Genomic DNA, 18,006 nt, shown 5'->3' on the forward strand with positions numbered 1-18,006 from the left:
TGTGCCTTCACTGGATCTTCGCATGCGATTAATAGTCCAGCTCTTCTTCGATCACGCGAACCTGCTCCTCGCTGCCGTCCGGCAGGCGGATCGCTGCGTGCGACTTCGTGCTTTCTTCCACCTGGCCGAACGACCAGCGATCGCTGGACACATCCGGGAAGGAAGCGTCCGTGGCCGTCAGCGGTCCTCTGTACAGCAAACGATTGATCATCGTCACCGCTTCTTCGCGCGTCAGCTGCGCGTTCGGCTTGAAGCTGCCGTCCAGGTAGCCCTGGGCGATGCCCGTGCGATGAATCTCTTCGATCAGATTGGCTGCCCAGTGGCCCTGCAGATCCGCAAAATCGGTCACGACCGGCGCACGGTCCGTCAAGCCCATATAGCGGGCGATTACAGCCGCCAGCTCGGCGCGGGTGATCGGCTGATCCGGACGGAAGCGGCCGTCCCCGTACCCGTCGAACAGACCGGCCTCGGAGGCGAGCACGATGCCCGGGGTGTACCAGCGTCCCTCCGCCACATCCGCATACGGCGATGGCTGGGACGGATCGTAATCCAGGTCAAGAATGCGGGCAAAGATCGCCGCGATCTCCGCACGGGTGACCGCGCGAACCGGCTTGAACTCGCCATCCGGGTAACCCATGATGTAACGATGATGCACCAGCTCGCCATAGCGATTGGAGTAGAACATCAGCTGCAAGGCGGACGTATCGTCCTGCAGCTCGATCAACGGATTGGAGGCTGTGATCGTAGCCGTCAGCAAGGCTTCCAGCTCTGCCTGCTCGAGCTCGCCGAGCTGCAGGACGATCGTACGCGTCCCCGCCGCGCCCGGCTCGAACGCCCCCAGCTCCCACACGACGCTGTCCTGCAAGCGCACGCCGCCGTCGACCTCCACGACCGTAACGAAAGGCGGCAGCTCCAGCGTAATCTGCGACTGCTCCATGTATCCGCGCTGCGTAGCCGACAGCTCAACCGCCAGATCGACTTCCGCGTCCTCCGGCTCCGGCTCTGTCGGGATCGGGACATAGATACCCGGCGAACCCCCGCCCGGGCGAGGCGTCATCGTGAAGTCGTACTCGACGATCGCCGTGCCGACATGAATGATGCCGTCCGTGATGTAGCTGTCCTCGCCCGGAGCGATTGCTGAACGTCCCTCCCGGTGCGCCGAAATTGATGGAAAATAATCGTCCGGATAGCGTCCCTGTATTCCCGATTACCACTTCCATACTGCTGACATTGTATTCATAATACATAATGACCGCAGCAGTATTCTCAAAATCCCTGCCATCGAGATTACCGCTTATGCCTCTGAATCGCGTCCGTTCATGCGTCTCCCCGGAGCCAGGCGGCACAATGGTTAACTGGGTCGCACTATCTGTGGTATAGGAGGCGAAGCCTGAGGCTTCTACAAACTCGGAAGTTCCTCCGCTGCCGTCCAAATCAATCGCGGTCAGATAGAAATTTTTCAAAAACACCGGTTCTCCCGCGAGCGTGCCCTCGTCCCATGTGTCTGCATTAATAAACGCAAACTTCAGGCGTACGGTCCCCTCCCCCGACGTGGATAGCTGCGGATTTAGCCGCTTATGCAAGGTGGCATTAGGATCGCTCTGGTCAAACGCCCCCAGAGTTGCGCTGTTCATTTCCTCAATGGTCACAATGGCATCTACTTGAATGCCATTCTTCGTAATGACATTGGTATACCTGTACGTGGCACCGACTAGCCGATCGCTCCCGCTGATACGCGTATAATTGGCAAAGCTCATCGGATCCTGCTCCACATTGACCATATAGGTGGCCGCCTTCGCTTTTTGAGCGGGGAGCAGCCGGGCTAGTCGTTTAACCCTTTGCCGTCCAGAATATTCGGGATATGCTTCTCCACCCGCGACACCCGGGTCTTGGCCTGCTTGGGCTGCGAGAAATGCAGCAGGTACGCGCGCTGCCGTCCCGGCGTCAACGCCTCGAAGGCCGATTTGAGCTGCGGCATTTCGGCAAACTTGTCGTCCAGCTCCTCCGGAACAGGAAAATCCGTCTCTTTCTTGAATTCGACCTGCAAACCGGCTTTTTCCACTTCGACGGCTTCGTCGATATAAGCCCGAACGATCAACTGCTGCTCCTCGATCTCCCGCAGACCGGCGAACCGGATCTGGCGCGCCGCCTGCACGTTCTCCGTCTGCTGCACGAGTATGCCGTGCGGGTCCTTCAGCAGCACGCCCTTGGGGAACAATAACGCGCAGTAGTGCTTGAAACCGTGGATCAGCACAATATTTTTGCCCTCATGCGTATAGCACGGATGCATCCATTTGACGTCCTCCGTCAGCTCGCAATCCAGCGCAATCGCCCGGAGCGCTTCGAATTCCGCCTTCCATGCCTTCGCCTTTCGCAAAAACCCGTCCACCTTCGGATTTTTTTGCCCTGCCGTCATTGCTGCACGCTCCTTTTTTGTCTAGTGTCTCTATTATACCCCATCTCCCTGACAGAGTAGCTGTCAGGGATGCATGCACGGTCGGTATGCCGAAGAAAGGTACTACAAAAGTGAGTACTGCACAGCGCACGGCAGAAGCGGTACACTACAACCACAAACAAAAATGCGCGACGAAATCGCCGCGCGTCCGGAGGTGCTGCATATGGTAAGCGATCTGGGGACCGCCCTGATGCTCCGCAAGCTAACCGCGATCTACTTCGCCACCGCGACGATCGCGCTCGTACTGACGGCCACCTCGGAGGGCGGATCCTTGTACGCCGCGTCTGCGTCCGAATCTGCCTCCACTCTGCTCAGCGCCGCGACCGTCTATGGCATGTATGCCGGAGCGATCCTCTTCCTCTACGGCACGCCCGTCTCGCTGGCGCTCGACGCGGCCACCTGGCGTCTGAAGCGACGCCGCCCGGCCATGCCCGATGGCGCCGCGGACCGCTATGGTCGAGATGCGCTGTATATCGCGCTGCACGGCGTGCTTGGCGCGCTGCCGGGATGGACGTTCGGCTCGCAGTGGTTCGCGCTGTATGGCATGCTCGCGGCGGTACTCTACGGCCTGGCGGAGCGCTGGACCCGGCGCCGGCTGGCACGCGGGCGCGGCATCAAGTGCATCTGGCTGACGCCGGTGCTGCTGTATGCGGGGCTCTTGCTCGTGCTGCTGGCGCTGGATTAGGCCAGGCCGTTGATCGGGATTCGCGTCAGTCCCTGGCCAGCGAGGCATAAAACGACTGCGAGGCGGCAAAAAAGCGCGCTGCGGCCTCCTCCGTCCGCGCTCTGGAGCCGGAGCGCAGCGCCCCCGGCACCTGCAGGAGCGCCGCCTCCGGCGTCATCCGCGCCCGATCGCGGACGGCGTCCAGATACGAGGCGAGCCGGTCGAGGTCGCCTGGCGCCAGCTTGCCGCAGGCTGACAGGTACACCTCCGATTCGATCAGCTTGCGCGCGGCGTAGACCTCCTGCAGATTGTGCAGCTCCCGATGGAACATCCACACGATCGTATCGGCCGGGATCGGCTCGCCCCGCTTCGTCACATAGCTCCCTGGCGGCCAGCTCCCGCTCGTTGGGCAGCTTGTCCCCTTCGCGGGGCCGCCCTTGCGTAATCGACTGTACGATCTGCTCCATGACCTGCTCCGTTCATACGGCCAACCGCTCCGGCTCACCGCCCGACATGCCGCAGCTTGTCGGGATTGCGGACAAAGTAGAGCCTATGGATCAAGCCGCGCTCAATCTGCAGCAGCGCAGCCGTGTGGACCGTAGGGCCCGCTCGCATGCGAAGAGCCGGCTGCCCGTTGAGGCGGACGATCTCCCACCAGTCGTCTTCGGCGCCGGTTCCAGCAGCGGCAGCGGAGGTCTTGCGATACACGCCGAGCAAGAACCGGGCGACGCGCTCGCGCGCGACAATCGGATTGACGGCCGCCTGCGCTTTGCCGCCGCCGTCGGAGATCAGCACGACCTCCTGATCGAGCAGCGCCATGATCCGCTCCAGATTGCCCTGCTTGAGCGCCGCGAGCAGGCCGCTCGCCCACGCTTCGCCGGCCGGCTCGGACCGGTCGCCCGGCTCGCCATCCAGCCCCATCTTGGCGCACGCGCGGCTGAACAGCTTGCGGCAATTGGCCTCGCGCTTGTCCAGCAGCTCGGCGATCTCGCCGTACCCGAAGCCGAGCGCCTCGCGGAGGACGAAGACCGTGCGCTCCGTCGTCGTCAGCCGCTCCAGCAGCACCAGTATGCCGTAGGACAGCTGATCGTCGCGCGCGATCCCCTCCGCCATATCCTCGCCCGCGTCCAGGAGCGGCTCGGGCAGCCATTCGCCGAAGTAGACCTCCCGCTTTTTGCGCGCTGACTTGTGCAGATCCCTGCAGCGGTTGGTCACCATCCGGCACAGGTACGCCTTCGGCTGGGCCAGCCGCTCCGGCGGCACGTCGCACAGCTTCACGAAGACGTCCTGCACGACATCCTCCGCATCGGATACCGAGCCGGTCAATTGGTAGGCCAGCTTGAACAGCAGGCCCTTGTATTGGTCGTATAATTCCTGCATCGCGGATCCCTTCCCTGGTTCGGTCTGTGGGTGCTTCGGACAATTGTCGCCCTCTGTTATAACGAGCTGCCCCCCGATCCTGTGACATGGTCACAACGCGCCCGCCAGTGTCGTTGTATAAGCGATGGGCCGCATGCGGCGGGCCCGCGACCACCATCTCATGCGAGGAGAGGATCAAGAATGGCACAACGTATCAACTACATGCAGCAATCGCCGGTGTTGTTCAAGCACATGATGGCGCTCAGCAATGCCGAGCAGGAAGGAAGCATCGAGGAGGCGATACTCGACCTGGTGCATATCCGGGCTTCGCAGCTCAACGGCTGCGGATTCTGCCTGGATATGCACATCAAGCAGGCCAAGATCAACGGCGAGCGCGAGCTGCGGCTCTACCACCTGCCGATCTGGCGGGAATCGGAGCTCTACAGTCCGCGCGAGCGGGCGGCCCTGGAATGGACGGAGATCCTGACCCGACTGCCCGAGCACGGCGTGCCCGACGTGGTGTACCATCGCGTGCGCGAGCAGCTGTCCGAGCAAGAGCTCTCCGACCTGACCTTCTCGGTCATGACGATCAACGCCTGGAACCGGCTTAACATCGCCTTCCGGACAGCGCCGGGCTCGGCCGATGCCGCATTTGGTCTGGCGAAGGCGGAGCTGCGCTGACTGCGACCTATCCGATGTAGCGTTTCTCGGGCGTTATCGTCCATCTGGCCATTCAATCGGTTCCGTAATTTCCCGCCGCAGCAAGGCAATTTCATGCTTGTACGGCGGGTTTTTGTATTTGATCCGCCCGATCGACGGGGTCTCGAGCAGCTTGGGGAGCGCGGTCAGCCGGGGGTGGTGCACGATCGCATCCAGCGCGCGCAGCCCGATGTAGCCATGCCCGATGTTCGCATGCCGGTCCTTGCGCGAGCCGCGTTCGTTTTTGGAATCGTTGATGTGGAGCACCTTGAGCCGCTCCAGGCCGATGAGGCGGTCGAATTGCTCCAGCACGCCGTCCATATCCGCGACGATATCGTATCCGGCGTCGTGCACGTGGCAGGTATCCAGACAGACGGAGAGACGCTCATGGTGCGTCACGCCCTCGATGATGCGCGCCAGCTCTTCGAATCGGACGCCGCATTCCGTGCCCTTGCCCGCCATCGTCTCGAGTGCAATCTGGACCTTGTCCTCGGCGCGCAATACTTCATTGAGTCCCTTCACAATCTGGCGCAGCCCCTGCTCGACCCCCGCTCCCACGTGAGACCCGGGGTGCATCACGAGCTGCTCCGCGCCCAATGCCTCGGTCCGATCCAGCTCGTCGCGCAAAAAAGCGACGCTGTAGTCAAACACATGCGGATTGACCGAATTGGCCAGATTGACCAAAAAAGGCGCGTGCACGACAAAACTGTGGATGCCGTGCTCGCGCATATGCGCATGGCCCTCGGCAATCTTGTACGCCGAGATCGGCTTGCGCTTGCTGTTCTGCGGCGCGCCGGTGTAGACCAAGAAGGTATTGGCCCCGTACGACGCCGCCTCCCGACTGGCGCGCAGCAGCATGTCGCGGCCGCCCATCGATACGTGACTTCCGATTAGCATGGCCTCTCCCTCGCAGACGCGTGTTGTGGAATGCTACGTTCAGTATGCGCGAAATGCATGATGGTATTACAAAAGCTCGCTTCGTATACGGGCGGCCGTATCCGGCGAGGCCGTGTTCGGATCGAGCGCCCCGATCATTCCTGCCTCCTATCCTGACACTCTCCATCGTACGATCATCACGGGAAGGAACAGACCTGCCCGCTAAATTATACTGTCAGTATAACCGATTCAAACGAAGGAGGACTAGCACATAAATTTTTCGTTACAGGTGCCACAGGTAAAGTCGGGAGCCGATTCGCGCCGCCTCTGTTGGAGCGAGGCCATCACGTGAAGCTGTTGGTTCGAGATGCTGCCAAGGCGGACGTGCCCGACCTGCAGGGCGCGGAAATCGTAGAAGGCGATCTCGTGCAGCCGGATTCCTATGCAGCCGCGTGGTCGGGGATGGAGGTCGAGGAAGCGCGTATTGCGCGCGGGACGCCGACGCTTTGTAGCGCGCAAGGGCGTTCAGGACACCGTGTACGTGCCACCTCCCGCTTGGTATAATGGAGAAAGAAACGACGAGCGGCCAAGCTGGCGAAAGGAAGGTCCATCCTCATGACGATACTCGGCAATATTCCCTTGCACGAAGCCCAGTGGCGCGCGCTCCTGCTGGATACCGCGGCCCGGTTCGACGACTTGACGCTCAAGCGCGGCTATCAGCTCTATATGCAGGGGCGGATTGGCGCGCTCGACGCCGATGCCGCGCCCGGTCTCGTGGAGGCCATCGCACAGGAGGACGCGGACTACCGCGTGCGGATCGATCTGGACGCGCCGGATGAGAGCGCCTGCGCATGCCCGGCCGAGCGACCGTGCAAGCACCTGGCAGCCGCGCTGATGGCGTACGCCCAGTCGCGAGGCCGATCGGTCCACATGCTGGCCAACGCGCATTCGGCGCAGCATATTGCTGCCGCTTCCGGCGATGCTGCCGCTGACAACCGCGGAGATCGGCCTCTCGGCGTCGCGTCGGCTGCGACGGGCTCCGGCCGCGAGGACGAGCTGCGAGACCAGGCCGGCCGGCTGGCCGAGCTGAGCATCGCCCAGTGGCAGGCATGGATCGCCGGCTGCGCCGCCCGCGCGACGAGCAGCCCGTACCAGGCGCACTACGGTCAGGAGGTGCGCGCGCGCGTGCGCGACATGGCGCCCGCATTGACGGACGCGGAGGCATGGCTGCTCGAGCTGAACGTCGGCCTGTACGTGCTCGGCAAGCAAGCGCCCGGCAGCCATGCGGGCTACTTCGCGCATCTGGCGACCTCCGAGACGATGGAAGCGATCGCGCGGCATCTCGAGCACGAGCTGCCGCCGCAAGACGCCGCCAAGCCGCGCGGGCGGCTGCTGGAGACGGCGGCCTACCTCCGCGAGGCGGCAATGGCCGACGCACCGTCTCCGGCCGCCTATCTGGACGTGTATGTCGAGCTGTGGATACGCGTCCTCGCACCGGCGGCGGACGGGCCCGAGCTATTCGAGGAGGAGCTGGCCCGTCTGGAGGAGGCGACGAAGGCTACGAGCGCAGCGACGCCCGTGGAGGGGCAGTCAGCGGCGCCCCTGGCAGAGCAAGCCGGGCAGCAGGCGCCTGCCGACCCGGACGCCGCGGACCCGGTAGCATACGCACATCCACGGCCCATAGCGCCTCCCGGCGCGGACGGCAGCAGCGGGCCACGTCAGACGGACCCGCTCTTCCCGCTTGTCGCCCGCGCCTGGATGCACGTCTGGCTGGCGGAAGACCGCGCGGCCTGGGGATTGCTCGAAGCGGCGGAGCGCCACCGGCTGAAGCCCGAGCACGTGCTCCGCTTCCTGCGCATGCTGGAGGAGGCCAGCGCTTGGGAGCGGCTAGAGGCCTGGCTCAGCGAATGCGCGACCGAGCGGATCGGCCACCGCTATGGCAGCCTGGACGAATACGGCCGCTACTGGGACGCCGTCCTCGCGCACAGGCCGGAGGCCGAATCCCGCATGTGGTCGGCAATCGCGAGCCTGCTGCCGTATGCGAGCAGTCTGTATGCGGACAAGCTGATGCGCTACGGCCGGTATCGGCAATGGATCGACTACCAGCTCAGCCTTGGCAGCAATCCGCTCGACTTCCGGGCCAGTGATCTGCAGCCGATCGAGAAGGCGGAGCCGGAGGCGCTACTGCCCTTCTACCATCAGGGTGTGGAGAACTACGTACTGCTGAAGAACCGCCACGGCTACAAGCGGGCGGTCAAGCTGCTCAAGCGGCTCGCCAGACTATACAAGAAACTGAAGCGCGAGCCGCGCTGGACGGGCTACCTGGACGCCTTCGCCGCCCGGCACAGCCGGCTGCGGGCGCTCCAGGAAGAAATGCGGAAAGGGAAGCTGATCCCATGACGACGACATCGGCAAGTTACGACGTGGAAACGATCGCGGTGCGCATGGCGCTGACGACGCACGGCGATGCGCTGTTCTTTTTGGACGCGGTACAGCTCCGGGAGTCGCCCGGACTCTTCCTGAAGCAGCGCCTGTTCGCCTGGCACGAGCCGTCCTACTACGGCACCTCGCTCGAGCTGCGCAAGGTCGGGGAGCTGGAGGCCGTCGTACTGCCCGCCGAGGACGTGATCGCCTTCTTCGCCGACGGGCAGCGCCTGGCGCATATCGCCTGGACGTGGGAGGGCGACGCCGCCCTGCTGGACGCTGTGGCGCCGCTGCTGGGTGAATGTCTGGAGGGGCGGCTATACGCGCCCGACCTGGCCGCCTATCGCGACGGCGAGCTGCGCTGGCGCTGGGATGGGGCCGCGATTGCAGCCGCGCTCGGCCGGACGCGGCGGGGCGAGCTCGACCTGGCGCGCCGCGGCTGGCGCGACGAGGCGGCCGCCGGGCTCCGGGCGGCCTTCTCCGCCGCGGTGACGAGCCGCTACTACGGCTCGGAGGAAGACGAGGCGGAGCTGCGCCGGGAATTCCCGGCGCTGTTCGCCCGCGAGCAGGCGGCAGCGGCGACGGCGGGGCTCGATGCCGAGGCCTGGCTCGTGCACATCGGCTGGAAGGCGGACGTCGCGCCGTTCCGCCCCATGCTGCAGCTGATCGAGCCGTGGGAGGGCGATCCGCAGGCGCGCTGGCATCTGCGCCTCGTGCTGCAGGACAAGGCCGATCCGGCGGCGCTCAAGCGGGTGAAGCTGGGCAACGACGGCGAGGCCCGCGGCAAGTGGCCGCAAGCGTGGAGCGAGGCGATCCGCAGCCGCTCGGCCGGCTGGCTGGAGCGGCTGCGCGCCTGCCTCCCGCCCGAGCGGCTGGCGCGCGGGGAGGATGTGCTCGGCGCGCCGCTGGACGACGCAGCCGCCTGGCAGTTCCTGCACGCGGACAGCCGCCGGCTGCTCGAGGCGGGCTGGCAGGTGCTGCTGCCGGCGTGGTGGGAGGCCGCCAGCCGCAAAAAGCCGCGCTTGCGCGCGGCGGTGCAGAGCGAGGACGAGTCCAAAAAGCGCGGCGGCGGCCGCTCGCTGTTCGGCATGGACGCGATCCTCAGCTTCAATTGGCGCATCTCCATCGGCGACGCCGATCTGAGCGAGCAGGAATTCGCCGAGCTGCTCGCGCGCGGCGAGCGGCTCGTCAAGTTCCGCGACCGCTGGATCGCGCTCGATCCGGCGCTGATCGCCCAGATTCAGCGCATGATGGAGGGCATGGACCGGCGCGAGGGCCTGCGCTTCCAGGATGTGCTGCAATTGCACCTGCTCGCGCTCGGCGAGGCGGAGGACGCCGCCGACGGGATCACGGAGGCGAGCACAGAGGACGCCGCTGCCGAAGCGGCCCGCGTGCAGCTCGAGGTCGAGCTGAGCGCGCAGCTGAGCGGGGTCGTCGCCCGCATCAATCAGCAGCGCGAATGGCCGCGGCTCGATCCCCCGGAGGGCCTGCGCGCCGAGCTGCGCAGCTACCAGCGGGACGGCTTCGCCTGGCTCGCCTTTCTCCGCCGCTTCGGGCTCGGGGCCTGTCTCGCCGACGATATGGGCCTGGGCAAGACAGTCCAGCTCATCGCGTATCTGCTGCATGCCAAGGAAGGCGCGGACGAGCCGGCGCAGTTGCCGGCGCTGATCATCTGCCCGACGTCCGTGCTCGGCAATTGGCAAAAGGAGCTCGCCCGCTTCGCCCCTTCGCTGCGGGTGGCGATGCATTACGGCTCCGGCCGCGTGAGCGGCGCGGCGTTCCGCGAGAAGGCCCTCGGCGCCGACGTCGTGCTGACGTCGTACGCTACCGCTTCGCTCGATCAGGAGACGCTGGCCGGGTTCCAGTGGGGCGCGGTCTGCCTGGACGAGGCGCAGAACATCAAGAACGCCCAGACGAAGCAGGCGGCGGCGGTCAAAAGCTTCCCCGCGCTCCATCGCATCGCGCTCACCGGCACGCCGATCGAGAACCGGCTGGCGGAGCTATGGTCGATCTACGACTTCATCGTCCCGACCTACCTCGGCACCGCCAAGGCGTTCCAGGAGCGCTTCGCCGCGCCGATCGAGCGGGAGCGGGATGCGCGCCGCACGGCCGAGCTGCAGCGGCTCGTCAAGCCGTTCCTGCTGCGGCGCAAGAAGAAGGACCCGGCCATCCAGCTCGACCTGCCGGAGAAGAACGAGATGAAAACCTACGTCCCGCTCACCTCCGAGCAGGCCGCCCTGTACGACAACTGCGTCAAGGCGCTGCTCGAGCGGCTCAAGGAGCTGGACGGCATCCAGCGCAAGGGCGCGATCCTCGGCGCACTGACGCGGCTCAAGCAGGCGTGCGACCATCCGGCGCTGCTGGACGAAGGCGCGGGGACGGACCCGGAGGACGGGCCGCCGCCACCGGAGGCGATCGCCGCCCGCTCCGCCAAGCTCGAGCGGCTGCTGGCGATGGTCAAGGAGCTGCGCGAAGCCGATGAGCGCTGCCTCATCTTCACGCAGTATATCGGCATGGGCAAGATGATCCAGGACGTGCTGCGGCGCGAGCTGGACGAGCCGGTGCTGTATCTCAATGGCAGCACCCCCAAGACGCAGCGCGACCGGATGATCGAGCGCTTCCAGTCCCGCGAGCTCCCGCCGTCCGAGCAGCCGAGCGTCTTCATCCTGTCGCTAAAGGCGGGCGGCGTCGGGCTCAATCTGACTGCGGCGAATCACGTCTTCCACTTCGACCGCTGGTGGAATCCGGCGGTGGAGAATCAGGCTACCGACCGCGCCTACCGGATGGGCCAGACGCGCGACGTGCAGGTGCACAAGTTCATCTCGCTCGGTACGCTCGAAGAGCGCATCGACGAGATGCTGGAGAACAAGCAGCAGCTCAGCGACAATGTCATCTCCAGCTCCGAGGGCTGGATTACCGAGCTGTCGACCGAGGCGCTGCGCGAGCTGTTCACGCTGCGGCGGGATGCGTAGCGCGACGCATGACCGGACATGAGCCGACACCCCGTGAGCAAGTTCACGCTGCGGGTCTACGCTGCAGGCACACGTTGAAGGCTGATCCACATGCCCTCCCCGCCGTGCGCAGACACGCACGACGCGCCGACAATCCGGCTAGGGTAGCTCGCTGTAATGGACATGCGAGGCGCTTAGCGCTGTTTTTGGCTCCCTTGAATGTCTAACGGACAAGCGAGGAGACGCTTAGCGGGGATCTTGGCCCTTCGGTTTCAGCGACCGTTTCAGACGAAGAAGTAGCGCTTTGATTTTCTTCTTGCGTTTCTGATCCTTCACCTGCGTCTTCCTCAGCCTGCTCCGTTTGAAGGTCTGAATCAGCCTGGGCGACAACTTCAGCAGGAGCAGCCTCTGGTACGTTTGTCTCGGTAGAGGGATCCATGAGGATGGCAATAATCGTCATGGCGATTCCGCCAAGTGCGAACAGCATACTTTTAATGATAGCAGCCATGCAAACATACACTCCCTGTTTTCTCTTCGTGGGACTATTTACCCACGCCCTACCATACATGGCGCTAGAAACTCCAGGATTTTCAAAGAATCGTCTTCCGCTCATTCCGGAATGAGAAAGGAAATCCGGGTGCCCTGGCCCGGTTTGCTGTGGATATTCAGGCCGTGACCGTACATCCGCCGCAGTCGCGTCGACACATTCCGCAGCCCTACGCCGACCGCCGGCGTCCGTCCGCCGTCGCCTTCCAGCTCGGACAGGGCCTTCAGCTTGTCGGCCCGGATGCCAACGCCGTCGTCCTCCACGCACACCCGAATGCCGCCTTCTTCAGCCGAGCGAGCCTGCAGGCGGACGGTCCCTCCCTGCTCCCGGCTCATGATGCCGTGCCGGACGGCATTCTCCACCAGCGGCTGGATCGTCAGCGGAGGCAGCATGCATGCCAGCCCATCCTCCACCTCCACCTCGACCCGGAGCCGCTCGCCGAAGCGAGCCTGCTCGATCATTAGATACGATTCCGTCAGTTGCAGCTCTTTCTCCAGCGTCACTTGGCGCGCCTTATTCTCGAAGTCGAAGCTCCCTCTCAGGAAGTCCCCCAGCTCGGTCAGCAGCTCGGCGGCCAGCCGTGGCTCTCGCGGGCAGATGGAGACGATCGTATTCAACGCGTTGAATAGGAAGTGGGGCTTGATCTGGGCCTGCAAAAAGGCCATCTCGGAGCGCAGCGTCTCCTCGACGGACCGCTTCAGCTCCAGCAGCGTACGGACCCGGCCCCGCAGCTCATGCGAGTAGAACGGCTTGACCACAAAGTCGTTGGCCCCCGCGTCGAAGCCCTGCAGCAGATCCTCGGGCTCGTTCTTCACGGTAACGAGCAGCACCGGCAATTCGAACAGCGTAAAGCGCTCCCGCACCATCCGGCACACCTCGTAGCCCGACGGACCCGGCATCATGACATCGAGCAGGACCAGATCGATGTCGGTTCGCGACTCGATCATCTCCAACGCCTCGGTTCCGCTGCTGGCGAGCAGCACGTGATATGGCTCCTGCGCGAAAATCTGGACGATGACCTGCAGATTGGTCGGATCATCGTCGACAGCCAGAATGGTGTAGGCCTCGGCCTGCGCAGCGGAGGCCTCCTGCGGCTGTACGATGCCGGGACGCGGCGTCTCAATGTACGTCAGCAGCGCGGGCTCGGCAGCCACACTGGCCGGCTCGCTTGCCGCTTGCTCGCTGACAGGCAGCGTGAATTGGAACGTCGAGCCCTGTCCCGGGGCCGAGCTCACCGTCAACGTCCCGCCGCTTAGCTCCACCAGCCGTTTGGTGATCGACAGGCCGAGGCCGGTGCCGCCGTACTCCTTGGCCACCGAGGCCCCGATATGCTCGAAGGATTGAAAGATCTGCTCCTGCTTGTCCGCCGGGATGCCGATGCCCGTATCCGACACGGAGACGACGATCTCCCCCTCGCGCTGCATCGCAGATACGGCCACCTCGCCGCGCTCCGTGAACTTGATTGCATTCCCGACGAGGTTATAAAAAATTTGCAGCAGACGGTTCTCGTCCACTAGCACCTTGGGCAAATCGTCCGGCACGCGCATCACGAGCCGGATCGGCCGATCCGCGATAAAGTGGCTGAACACCGCGTGGTTGGCTCGCAGCACGGCCTGAAGCGAGACGGAACGGCGCTCCAGGCGAATCTCCCCGTGCTTCAATTTGTAGAAATCCAGAATGTCGTTGATCAAATTGGACAACCGGCGGGACACGGAAATAATGGACGACAGATGATCCCGCTGCTCCGTATTCAGCCGGCCTGCCGCCCCGTCCCGCAGCGCCTCGGACAGGTTGATCATGCCATGCAGCGGGGTTTTCAGCTCGTGGGACGTATTGAACAGGAATTCGTCCTTCATGCGGTTCAGCGCAATCAGCTTCTCCGACATTTGCTCCACCTCTTTGAAGCTGTTGGAGAACCGGCGAGCCAGCACGATCGCCTGCACGAACACGAGCACGAACAGTCCGAACACCATGATCTGCCCTTGGAACACCTGAATCGTACGCAGTTTGTAGAACCAGTCGAATATGTAATACATATTGAACATCATATCGTGCAGGATCGTCAGGAAGAAGAAGAAAATGCCCCAGAACTGCAGCGACGCCCCGTTCCTCCGCCGGCACATCGCGCGATACACGCCATAGACCAAATAAACGAGCAGCGGCAGCAGCGCAAGATGGGAGTATCCGACGAGCGACGTAAAGAACGACACCGGGGTGAAGAGCACCGTAAGCATGAACGCCGCGCTGGCCATGCTGACCATACGCGTGACGCGCCGGCGCACCTCGTCCGGATAGAGCTCGTGCAAATAATGCGTAATGGCCGCCACGCCGCCGTAATAGGTCAGATACTCCAGCATGACGATGCCGCGCAGCGGCATCGAGGGAAACCAGTTGAGCAGCACGACCTCATCCATGACCGACAAGCGCAGCGCGCCGATCAGACAGCCGGTTGCAAAAAACAGCGTCACCCGCGTAAAGGGCCGCAGCATATACAGACATACATGATAAAGGCCCATGAAGAAGAAGATGCCGAGCAGGACGAGATCGGTAGCCAATGCATTCTCCCGCTGACGCTGGATCGCATCCGGGAGCCCAAGATCCAGCGCATACCACATGCCGCCCCGGTCATACATGTAGTTGGCGATCTGGACCACCAGCTCCATCGTCTCTCCCTGCGGCTCGAACTGCACCAGCTGGGGACGGTACGCAGCCGTGGCGGAGCTGCGCTCGTCCGATACGACGCCGCAGCGGGCCACCTCCTGCTGGTCCACGAAGACGCGGCAGGAGGTGGACAAGGTCGGGATATGCAGCGCAAGCCGTTCCATGCCGGGCGGCAACTGGATGCGGAGCCGGTATGTGGCGTAGCCTGCGCCCGGCAGGTTTGCGCCGTCCCGCTTCGCATCGGTCCATACATGGGGGATGTCGACCCATTGTCCGCCTTCACCGCGCTGCAGGCCGGACCCGTCATCCAGCCGCTCCCAGTAGAATTCCCATTCCCCTTGCAGCTGGACCGTGCCCGATGACGCAAAGTCCCACTGGCTGAGGTCGAGCTCGCCGGCTACTGCCGCGGGCTGCCCCGCTGGCCGAGCCGCCGCCCCCTGCGCTTGATACAGATACAGCCCCGCCGCCAGCACACAGGCCAGCAGCACAGCTGCCATGAAGGATTGTCGGGATAAGCCTGCTCCTGTTGCTCTGGTCAGATTCATGACAGCGCTCCTCTTAGTCCATGGAAGACAGCAAGCGGCGATACAGCTCGGCTGCAGCGGGCCGGGGATCGAGCCCCAGCTCGTCCTGCATTTGTTCCGTCATCCGCTGGTAATGCCGAGCCAGCGCGGAACGATCGCCCACCTTGGCGTAAAGCAGCAGCAGCCGCTCGTGGCCGTCTTCATTGTAGGGGTCCACCCGAATCAACGCGTTCCAGCGGCGAATCGCGGACGCGTCCCGCCCCAGCGCCTCATCGCGCTCGGCGAGCCGCTTGACCGTCTCGATATAGCGCATCTCGAGCTCCCTGCGCACCTCCAGCGCCCACAGAAAATCCTCCACCGTCAAATAACCGTCCCCGTACAGCCGCTCCGCCCGCTCCAGCGCTTCCCAATCCGGGGCCTCTGAGCCGTCGACGAATGACGTCCCGCGGAGAAAGGCGTCCACGTCGCTGTCGATGTCGTGGAGCGTGAGCTGATAGCCGTCCTGGACGAAGCGGATGCGGATCTGCTTCTCCAAGCGGCACTGCTTGAGCGATTTGCGAATCTGGTAAATGCACGTATGCAGATAAACGACGGCGCGGCTGATCTCCAGCCCGGGCCATATAGCTTCCCAAATCTGTGATTTGCGCACCAGCTTCCCCCTATGCTGCACCAGGTAGGCCAGCAGCTCGCGCGCTTTGGCCGTACGCCAGGCGATCCGCGAATCGCCCTCCCCGTCCTGGGCTTCCAGGGCAATATCAAATTGGCCGAAGCACAGCACCCGCCGCGGCCTGTCCGCGAGGGGCGGGTCCGGCGCCGCTTGGGCGCTCGCCTGCCTCGTCCGCAGCCGCTCCATCGTCTTCTTCATTCTGCGCGGGCTGACCGGCTTCATCAGATAATCGAGAGCACTGATTTCGAAGGCTTCCACCGCGTAGGCATCGAACGCGGTGATATAGATGATGTCCGTGGACGGATCGGCTTCCAGCAGCCGCTCCCCCAGCTCCAGGCCGTTGATGCCAGGCATCTCGATATCGAGGAAGGCAATCTCGTAATCCAGATCGCCGATTCGACTCAAGGCCTGGTGCGGATTCGTAAATTGCCCGACGAGCTCGATATCGGAATAATCATGAAGCAAATCCCGCAGCGCGTCGATCGCCGGCTTCTCATCGTCGACGACAATAGCCCGAATCATAGATTCACCGCCCTTCCTACTGAAAATAGGTTCGACAAAAAAAGGGCGATCCCTGTCATGATCTGTCATGACGCCGGGATTCGCCCTGTTCCGTGCAGTTAGATCAGCCCTGCTCGGGTCAGCAGTCTGCCAACGATGACTGCCGCCTCGGCACGGGTAATGGGTTGCTTCGGAGCAAGCAGGTGCTCTGTCCTCCCCGTGATGAGGCCCGCCCTGATCGTTTTTTCAATCGCGGGGACGGCCCATGCCGAGGCATCCCCGGCGTCGTCAAAGGCCTGCAGGCCTGGCTCCGGCGCGCCGCCCGGCATCCTTTGCGCCAGATCTGCCATCCCCATCGTATTGGCGATCATCCCCATCGCTTGTTCTCTCGTAATCGTGGCGTCGGGATGGAATCGACCGTTGCCGTATCCATCTACCAGGCCGTGTGCATAAGCCGTGTTCACCGCATCGGAATACCACGCGCCCGGCTGCACATCCGTGAACGGCGATGCGCCGTCCGCCGTTGCCAATCCCAGCCCGCGAACGAGAATCGCGGCGAACTCGGCGCGCGTAATCGCCACATCCGGACGGTACAACCCGCCCTGCATGCCGTTCACCACCAGCCTCGAGCCCATATCGTGCACCGCTTCCTCCGCCCAATGTCCTGCGACGTCGGCGAAGCGAACGGGATGCCAGATCACAGCGTACAAGCTGTTCGTCAAGCTTTCCATGACGGCGTAATCACGGCCGTTGATGACGTCTACTCGGGTCGGCACATGCCTCAGACTGCCGTCCGGCTCGATGACGACGCCCGTTGAGATTCGCTCAGGATCGACCGACTCTGGGAGGGCCATTCGGCGCTCCACGTACGCGTCGAAGCCCGACACCTCGACCGTCCGGCCCTGGTACGTGCCCGTGATCGTGAAGCGCAGCGGCGGCACGACGATCGCTATCGCCTCCCGGTCCGCCGCTTCGGCGGCACGCTTCGCTTCATCGGCTGCAGGCGACGAAATTTCGATCCGCACCTTCACATCCTGAAGCGCGGCATCCGGGCCGAGCTGCGCCCTGACGGCATCGATGTCGATCTGCTGGGCGGGAATCGTGTAGGACGCATCCTCCGTCCGCACCTCCAGCACTGCCTGCTGCTGTACCATTGCCTTCACCATCCGGCCGTCCAGCTCGCCGATGACGACATCCGCTTCCCCCTCCATCGGGATCGTCAGCAGGGCACCATTGCCTTCCTGTTCCAGCCGCTCCCGTAGCCCATCGGAATCGACGGTTACCACGATCACGTGCTGGCCGTCCACTTCCATTGCGACTGCGGCGCCCTTCCATGCCGCTTTCCCGTTGACGAACAAGTCGATCGAAGCTGCCTCTTGGTCATGCGAATCTTCATCCGTCGCCCCGCTGCCGGGAGCGCCGTCTGGATCGCCGCCATCGGAATCCGGATCATCCGGCGTCCCGTCATCCCCGTCGCCGGGTTCCGGTCCGTCCGGCGTCCCGTCATCCCCGTCGCCGGGTTCCGGTCCGTCCGGCGTCCCGTCATTCCCGTCGCCGGGTCCCGGTCCGTCCGGCGTCCCGTCATTCCCGTCGCCGGGTCCCGGTCCGTCCGGCGTCCCGTCATCCCCGTCGCCGGGTCCCGGTCCGTCCGGCGTCCCGTCATCCCCGTCGCCGGGTC

The 18,006-nt window shown here is 63.9% G+C and carries 15 protein-coding genes; 5 read left to right on the forward strand and 10 right to left on the reverse strand.

What is annotated here, in order from left to right:
• Positions 1 to 28: 28 nt before the first annotated feature.
• Genes IDH44_RS14270 through IDH44_RS14280 form a run of 3 tightly spaced genes read right to left on the reverse strand, consistent with a single transcriptional unit; the run spans position 29 to position 2,416 of the window.
• Positions 29 to 1,057: an S-layer homology domain-containing protein gene (locus tag IDH44_RS14270; RefSeq protein WP_190918718.1), complete on the reverse strand. Its 1,029-nt coding sequence runs from the start codon at positions 1,055 to 1,057 to the stop codon at positions 29 to 31.
• Positions 963 to 1,781, reverse strand: coding sequence for a hypothetical protein (locus IDH44_RS14275; protein ID WP_190918721.1), 819 nt, complete (start codon positions 1,779 to 1,781; stop codon positions 963 to 965). Before IDH44_RS14275 ends, IDH44_RS14270 begins: the two co-directional genes overlap by 95 nt.
• A gap of 41 nt (positions 1,782 to 1,822) precedes the next feature.
• A complete protein-coding gene (locus IDH44_RS14280) occupies positions 1,823 to 2,416 on the reverse strand; it encodes a YdeI/OmpD-associated family protein (protein WP_190918723.1) in 594 nt (197 codons plus the stop codon).
• A 202-nt stretch (positions 2,417 to 2,618) separates the two neighbouring features.
• On the opposite strand from IDH44_RS14280, the gene IDH44_RS14285 reads away from it, so the two are divergent.
• Positions 2,619 to 3,140 carry a hypothetical protein gene (locus IDH44_RS14285; RefSeq protein ID WP_190918724.1) on the forward strand — a complete coding sequence of 174 codons (522 nt, stop codon included), beginning with the start codon at positions 2,619 to 2,621 and terminating at the stop codon, positions 3,138 to 3,140.
• A gap of 25 nt (positions 3,141 to 3,165) precedes the next feature.
• On the opposite strand, the gene IDH44_RS14290 is transcribed toward IDH44_RS14285, so the two are convergent.
• Together IDH44_RS14290 and sigJ are read right to left on the reverse strand one after the other, a co-directional pair.
• Positions 3,166 to 3,495, reverse strand: a complete 330-nt coding sequence (locus IDH44_RS14290; RefSeq protein WP_317890186.1) for a hypothetical protein — start codon at positions 3,493 to 3,495, stop codon at positions 3,166 to 3,168.
• A 125-nt stretch (positions 3,496 to 3,620) separates the two neighbouring features.
• A complete protein-coding gene (gene sigJ, locus IDH44_RS14295; RefSeq protein WP_190918726.1) occupies positions 3,621 to 4,499 on the reverse strand; it encodes an RNA polymerase sigma factor SigJ in 879 nt (292 codons plus the stop codon).
• Between the two features lie 180 nt (positions 4,500 to 4,679).
• Here sigJ and IDH44_RS14300 point away from each other — a divergent pair, with 180 nt between their 5' ends.
• Positions 4,680 to 5,159 carry a carboxymuconolactone decarboxylase family protein gene (locus IDH44_RS14300; protein ID WP_190918728.1) on the forward strand — a complete coding sequence of 160 codons (480 nt, stop codon included), beginning with the start codon at positions 4,680 to 4,682 and terminating at the stop codon, positions 5,157 to 5,159.
• A gap of 33 nt (positions 5,160 to 5,192) precedes the next feature.
• Here the strand turns inward: IDH44_RS14300 and IDH44_RS14305 are convergent, their stop codons facing one another.
• On the reverse strand, positions 5,193 to 6,074 hold the full coding sequence (locus IDH44_RS14305) for a deoxyribonuclease IV (protein WP_190918730.1): 882 nt from the start codon (positions 6,072 to 6,074) through the stop codon (positions 5,193 to 5,195).
• Positions 6,075 to 6,293: 219 nt separating this feature from the next.
• On the opposite strand from IDH44_RS14305, the gene IDH44_RS14310 reads away from it, so the two are divergent.
• From IDH44_RS14310 to IDH44_RS14320, 3 genes are read left to right on the forward strand one after another with little or no spacing between them, the layout of a single operon-like run.
• A complete protein-coding gene (locus IDH44_RS14310) occupies positions 6,294 to 6,617 on the forward strand; it encodes an NAD(P)H-binding protein (RefSeq protein ID WP_190918759.1) in 324 nt (107 codons plus the stop codon).
• A gap of 51 nt (positions 6,618 to 6,668) precedes the next feature.
• A complete protein-coding gene (locus tag IDH44_RS14315; RefSeq protein WP_190918732.1) occupies positions 6,669 to 8,453 on the forward strand; it encodes an SWIM zinc finger family protein in 1,785 nt (594 codons plus the stop codon).
• A complete protein-coding gene (locus IDH44_RS14320) occupies positions 8,450 to 11,449 on the forward strand; it encodes a DEAD/DEAH box helicase (RefSeq protein ID WP_190918734.1) in 3,000 nt (999 codons plus the stop codon). Before IDH44_RS14315 ends, IDH44_RS14320 begins: the two co-directional genes overlap by 4 nt.
• Before the next feature lie 202 nt (positions 11,450 to 11,651).
• Here IDH44_RS14320 and IDH44_RS14325 read toward each other — a convergent pair whose 3' ends face one another.
• The 4 genes from IDH44_RS14325 to IDH44_RS14340 all read right to left on the reverse strand — a co-directional run.
• Positions 11,652 to 11,936 carry a hypothetical protein gene (locus IDH44_RS14325; protein WP_190918736.1) on the reverse strand — a complete coding sequence of 95 codons (285 nt, stop codon included), beginning with the start codon at positions 11,934 to 11,936 and terminating at the stop codon, positions 11,652 to 11,654.
• Between the two features lie 101 nt (positions 11,937 to 12,037).
• Positions 12,038 to 15,181 carry a hybrid sensor histidine kinase/response regulator gene (locus IDH44_RS14330; RefSeq protein WP_190918738.1) on the reverse strand — a complete coding sequence of 1,048 codons (3,144 nt, stop codon included), beginning with the start codon at positions 15,179 to 15,181 and terminating at the stop codon, positions 12,038 to 12,040.
• Positions 15,182 to 15,194: 13 nt separating this feature from the next.
• Positions 15,195 to 16,349, reverse strand: coding sequence for a response regulator (locus IDH44_RS14335; protein ID WP_190918739.1), 1,155 nt, complete (start codon positions 16,347 to 16,349; stop codon positions 15,195 to 15,197).
• A 98-nt stretch (positions 16,350 to 16,447) separates the two neighbouring features.
• Positions 16,448 to 18,006: S-layer homology domain-containing protein (locus IDH44_RS14340; protein ID WP_190918741.1), on the reverse strand; the 1,559-nt coding region annotated here is incomplete at its 5' end.

This window comes from Paenibacillus sabuli (assembly GCF_014705605.1).
Lineage (GTDB): Bacteria > Bacillota > Bacilli > Paenibacillales > Paenibacillaceae > Paenibacillus_D > Paenibacillus_D sabuli.

Coding starts and splice junctions, on each gene's coding strand:
- IDH44_RS14275 (WP_190918721.1), bottom strand. CDS start 1,781: ATGGTCAATGTGGAGCAGGATCCGATGAGCTTTGCCAATTATACGCGT.
- IDH44_RS14300 (WP_190918728.1), top strand. CDS start 4,680: ATGGCACAACGTATCAACTACATGCAGCAATCGCCGGTGTTGTTCAAG.
- IDH44_RS14305 (WP_190918730.1), bottom strand. CDS start 6,074: ATGCTAATCGGAAGTCACGTATCGATGGGCGGCCGCGACATGCTGCTG.
- IDH44_RS14280 (WP_190918723.1), bottom strand. CDS start 2,416: ATGACGGCAGGGCAAAAAAATCCGAAGGTGGACGGGTTTTTGCGAAAG.
- IDH44_RS14330 (WP_190918738.1), bottom strand. CDS start 15,181: ATGAATCTGACCAGAGCAACAGGAGCAGGCTTATCCCGACAATCCTTC.
- IDH44_RS14335 (WP_190918739.1), bottom strand. CDS start 16,349: ATGATTCGGGCTATTGTCGTCGACGATGAGAAGCCGGCGATCGACGCG.
- IDH44_RS14285 (WP_190918724.1), top strand. CDS start 2,619: ATGGTAAGCGATCTGGGGACCGCCCTGATGCTCCGCAAGCTAACCGCG.
- IDH44_RS14325 (WP_190918736.1), bottom strand. CDS start 11,936: ATGGCTGCTATCATTAAAAGTATGCTGTTCGCACTTGGCGGAATCGCC.
- IDH44_RS14320 (WP_190918734.1), top strand. CDS start 8,450: ATGACGACGACATCGGCAAGTTACGACGTGGAAACGATCGCGGTGCGC.
- IDH44_RS14315 (WP_190918732.1), top strand. CDS start 6,669: ATGACGATACTCGGCAATATTCCCTTGCACGAAGCCCAGTGGCGCGCG.
- sigJ (WP_190918726.1), bottom strand. CDS start 4,499: ATGCAGGAATTATACGACCAATACAAGGGCCTGCTGTTCAAGCTGGCC.
- IDH44_RS14270 (WP_190918718.1), bottom strand. CDS start 1,057: ATGACGCCTCGCCCGGGCGGGGGTTCGCCGGGTATCTATGTCCCGATC.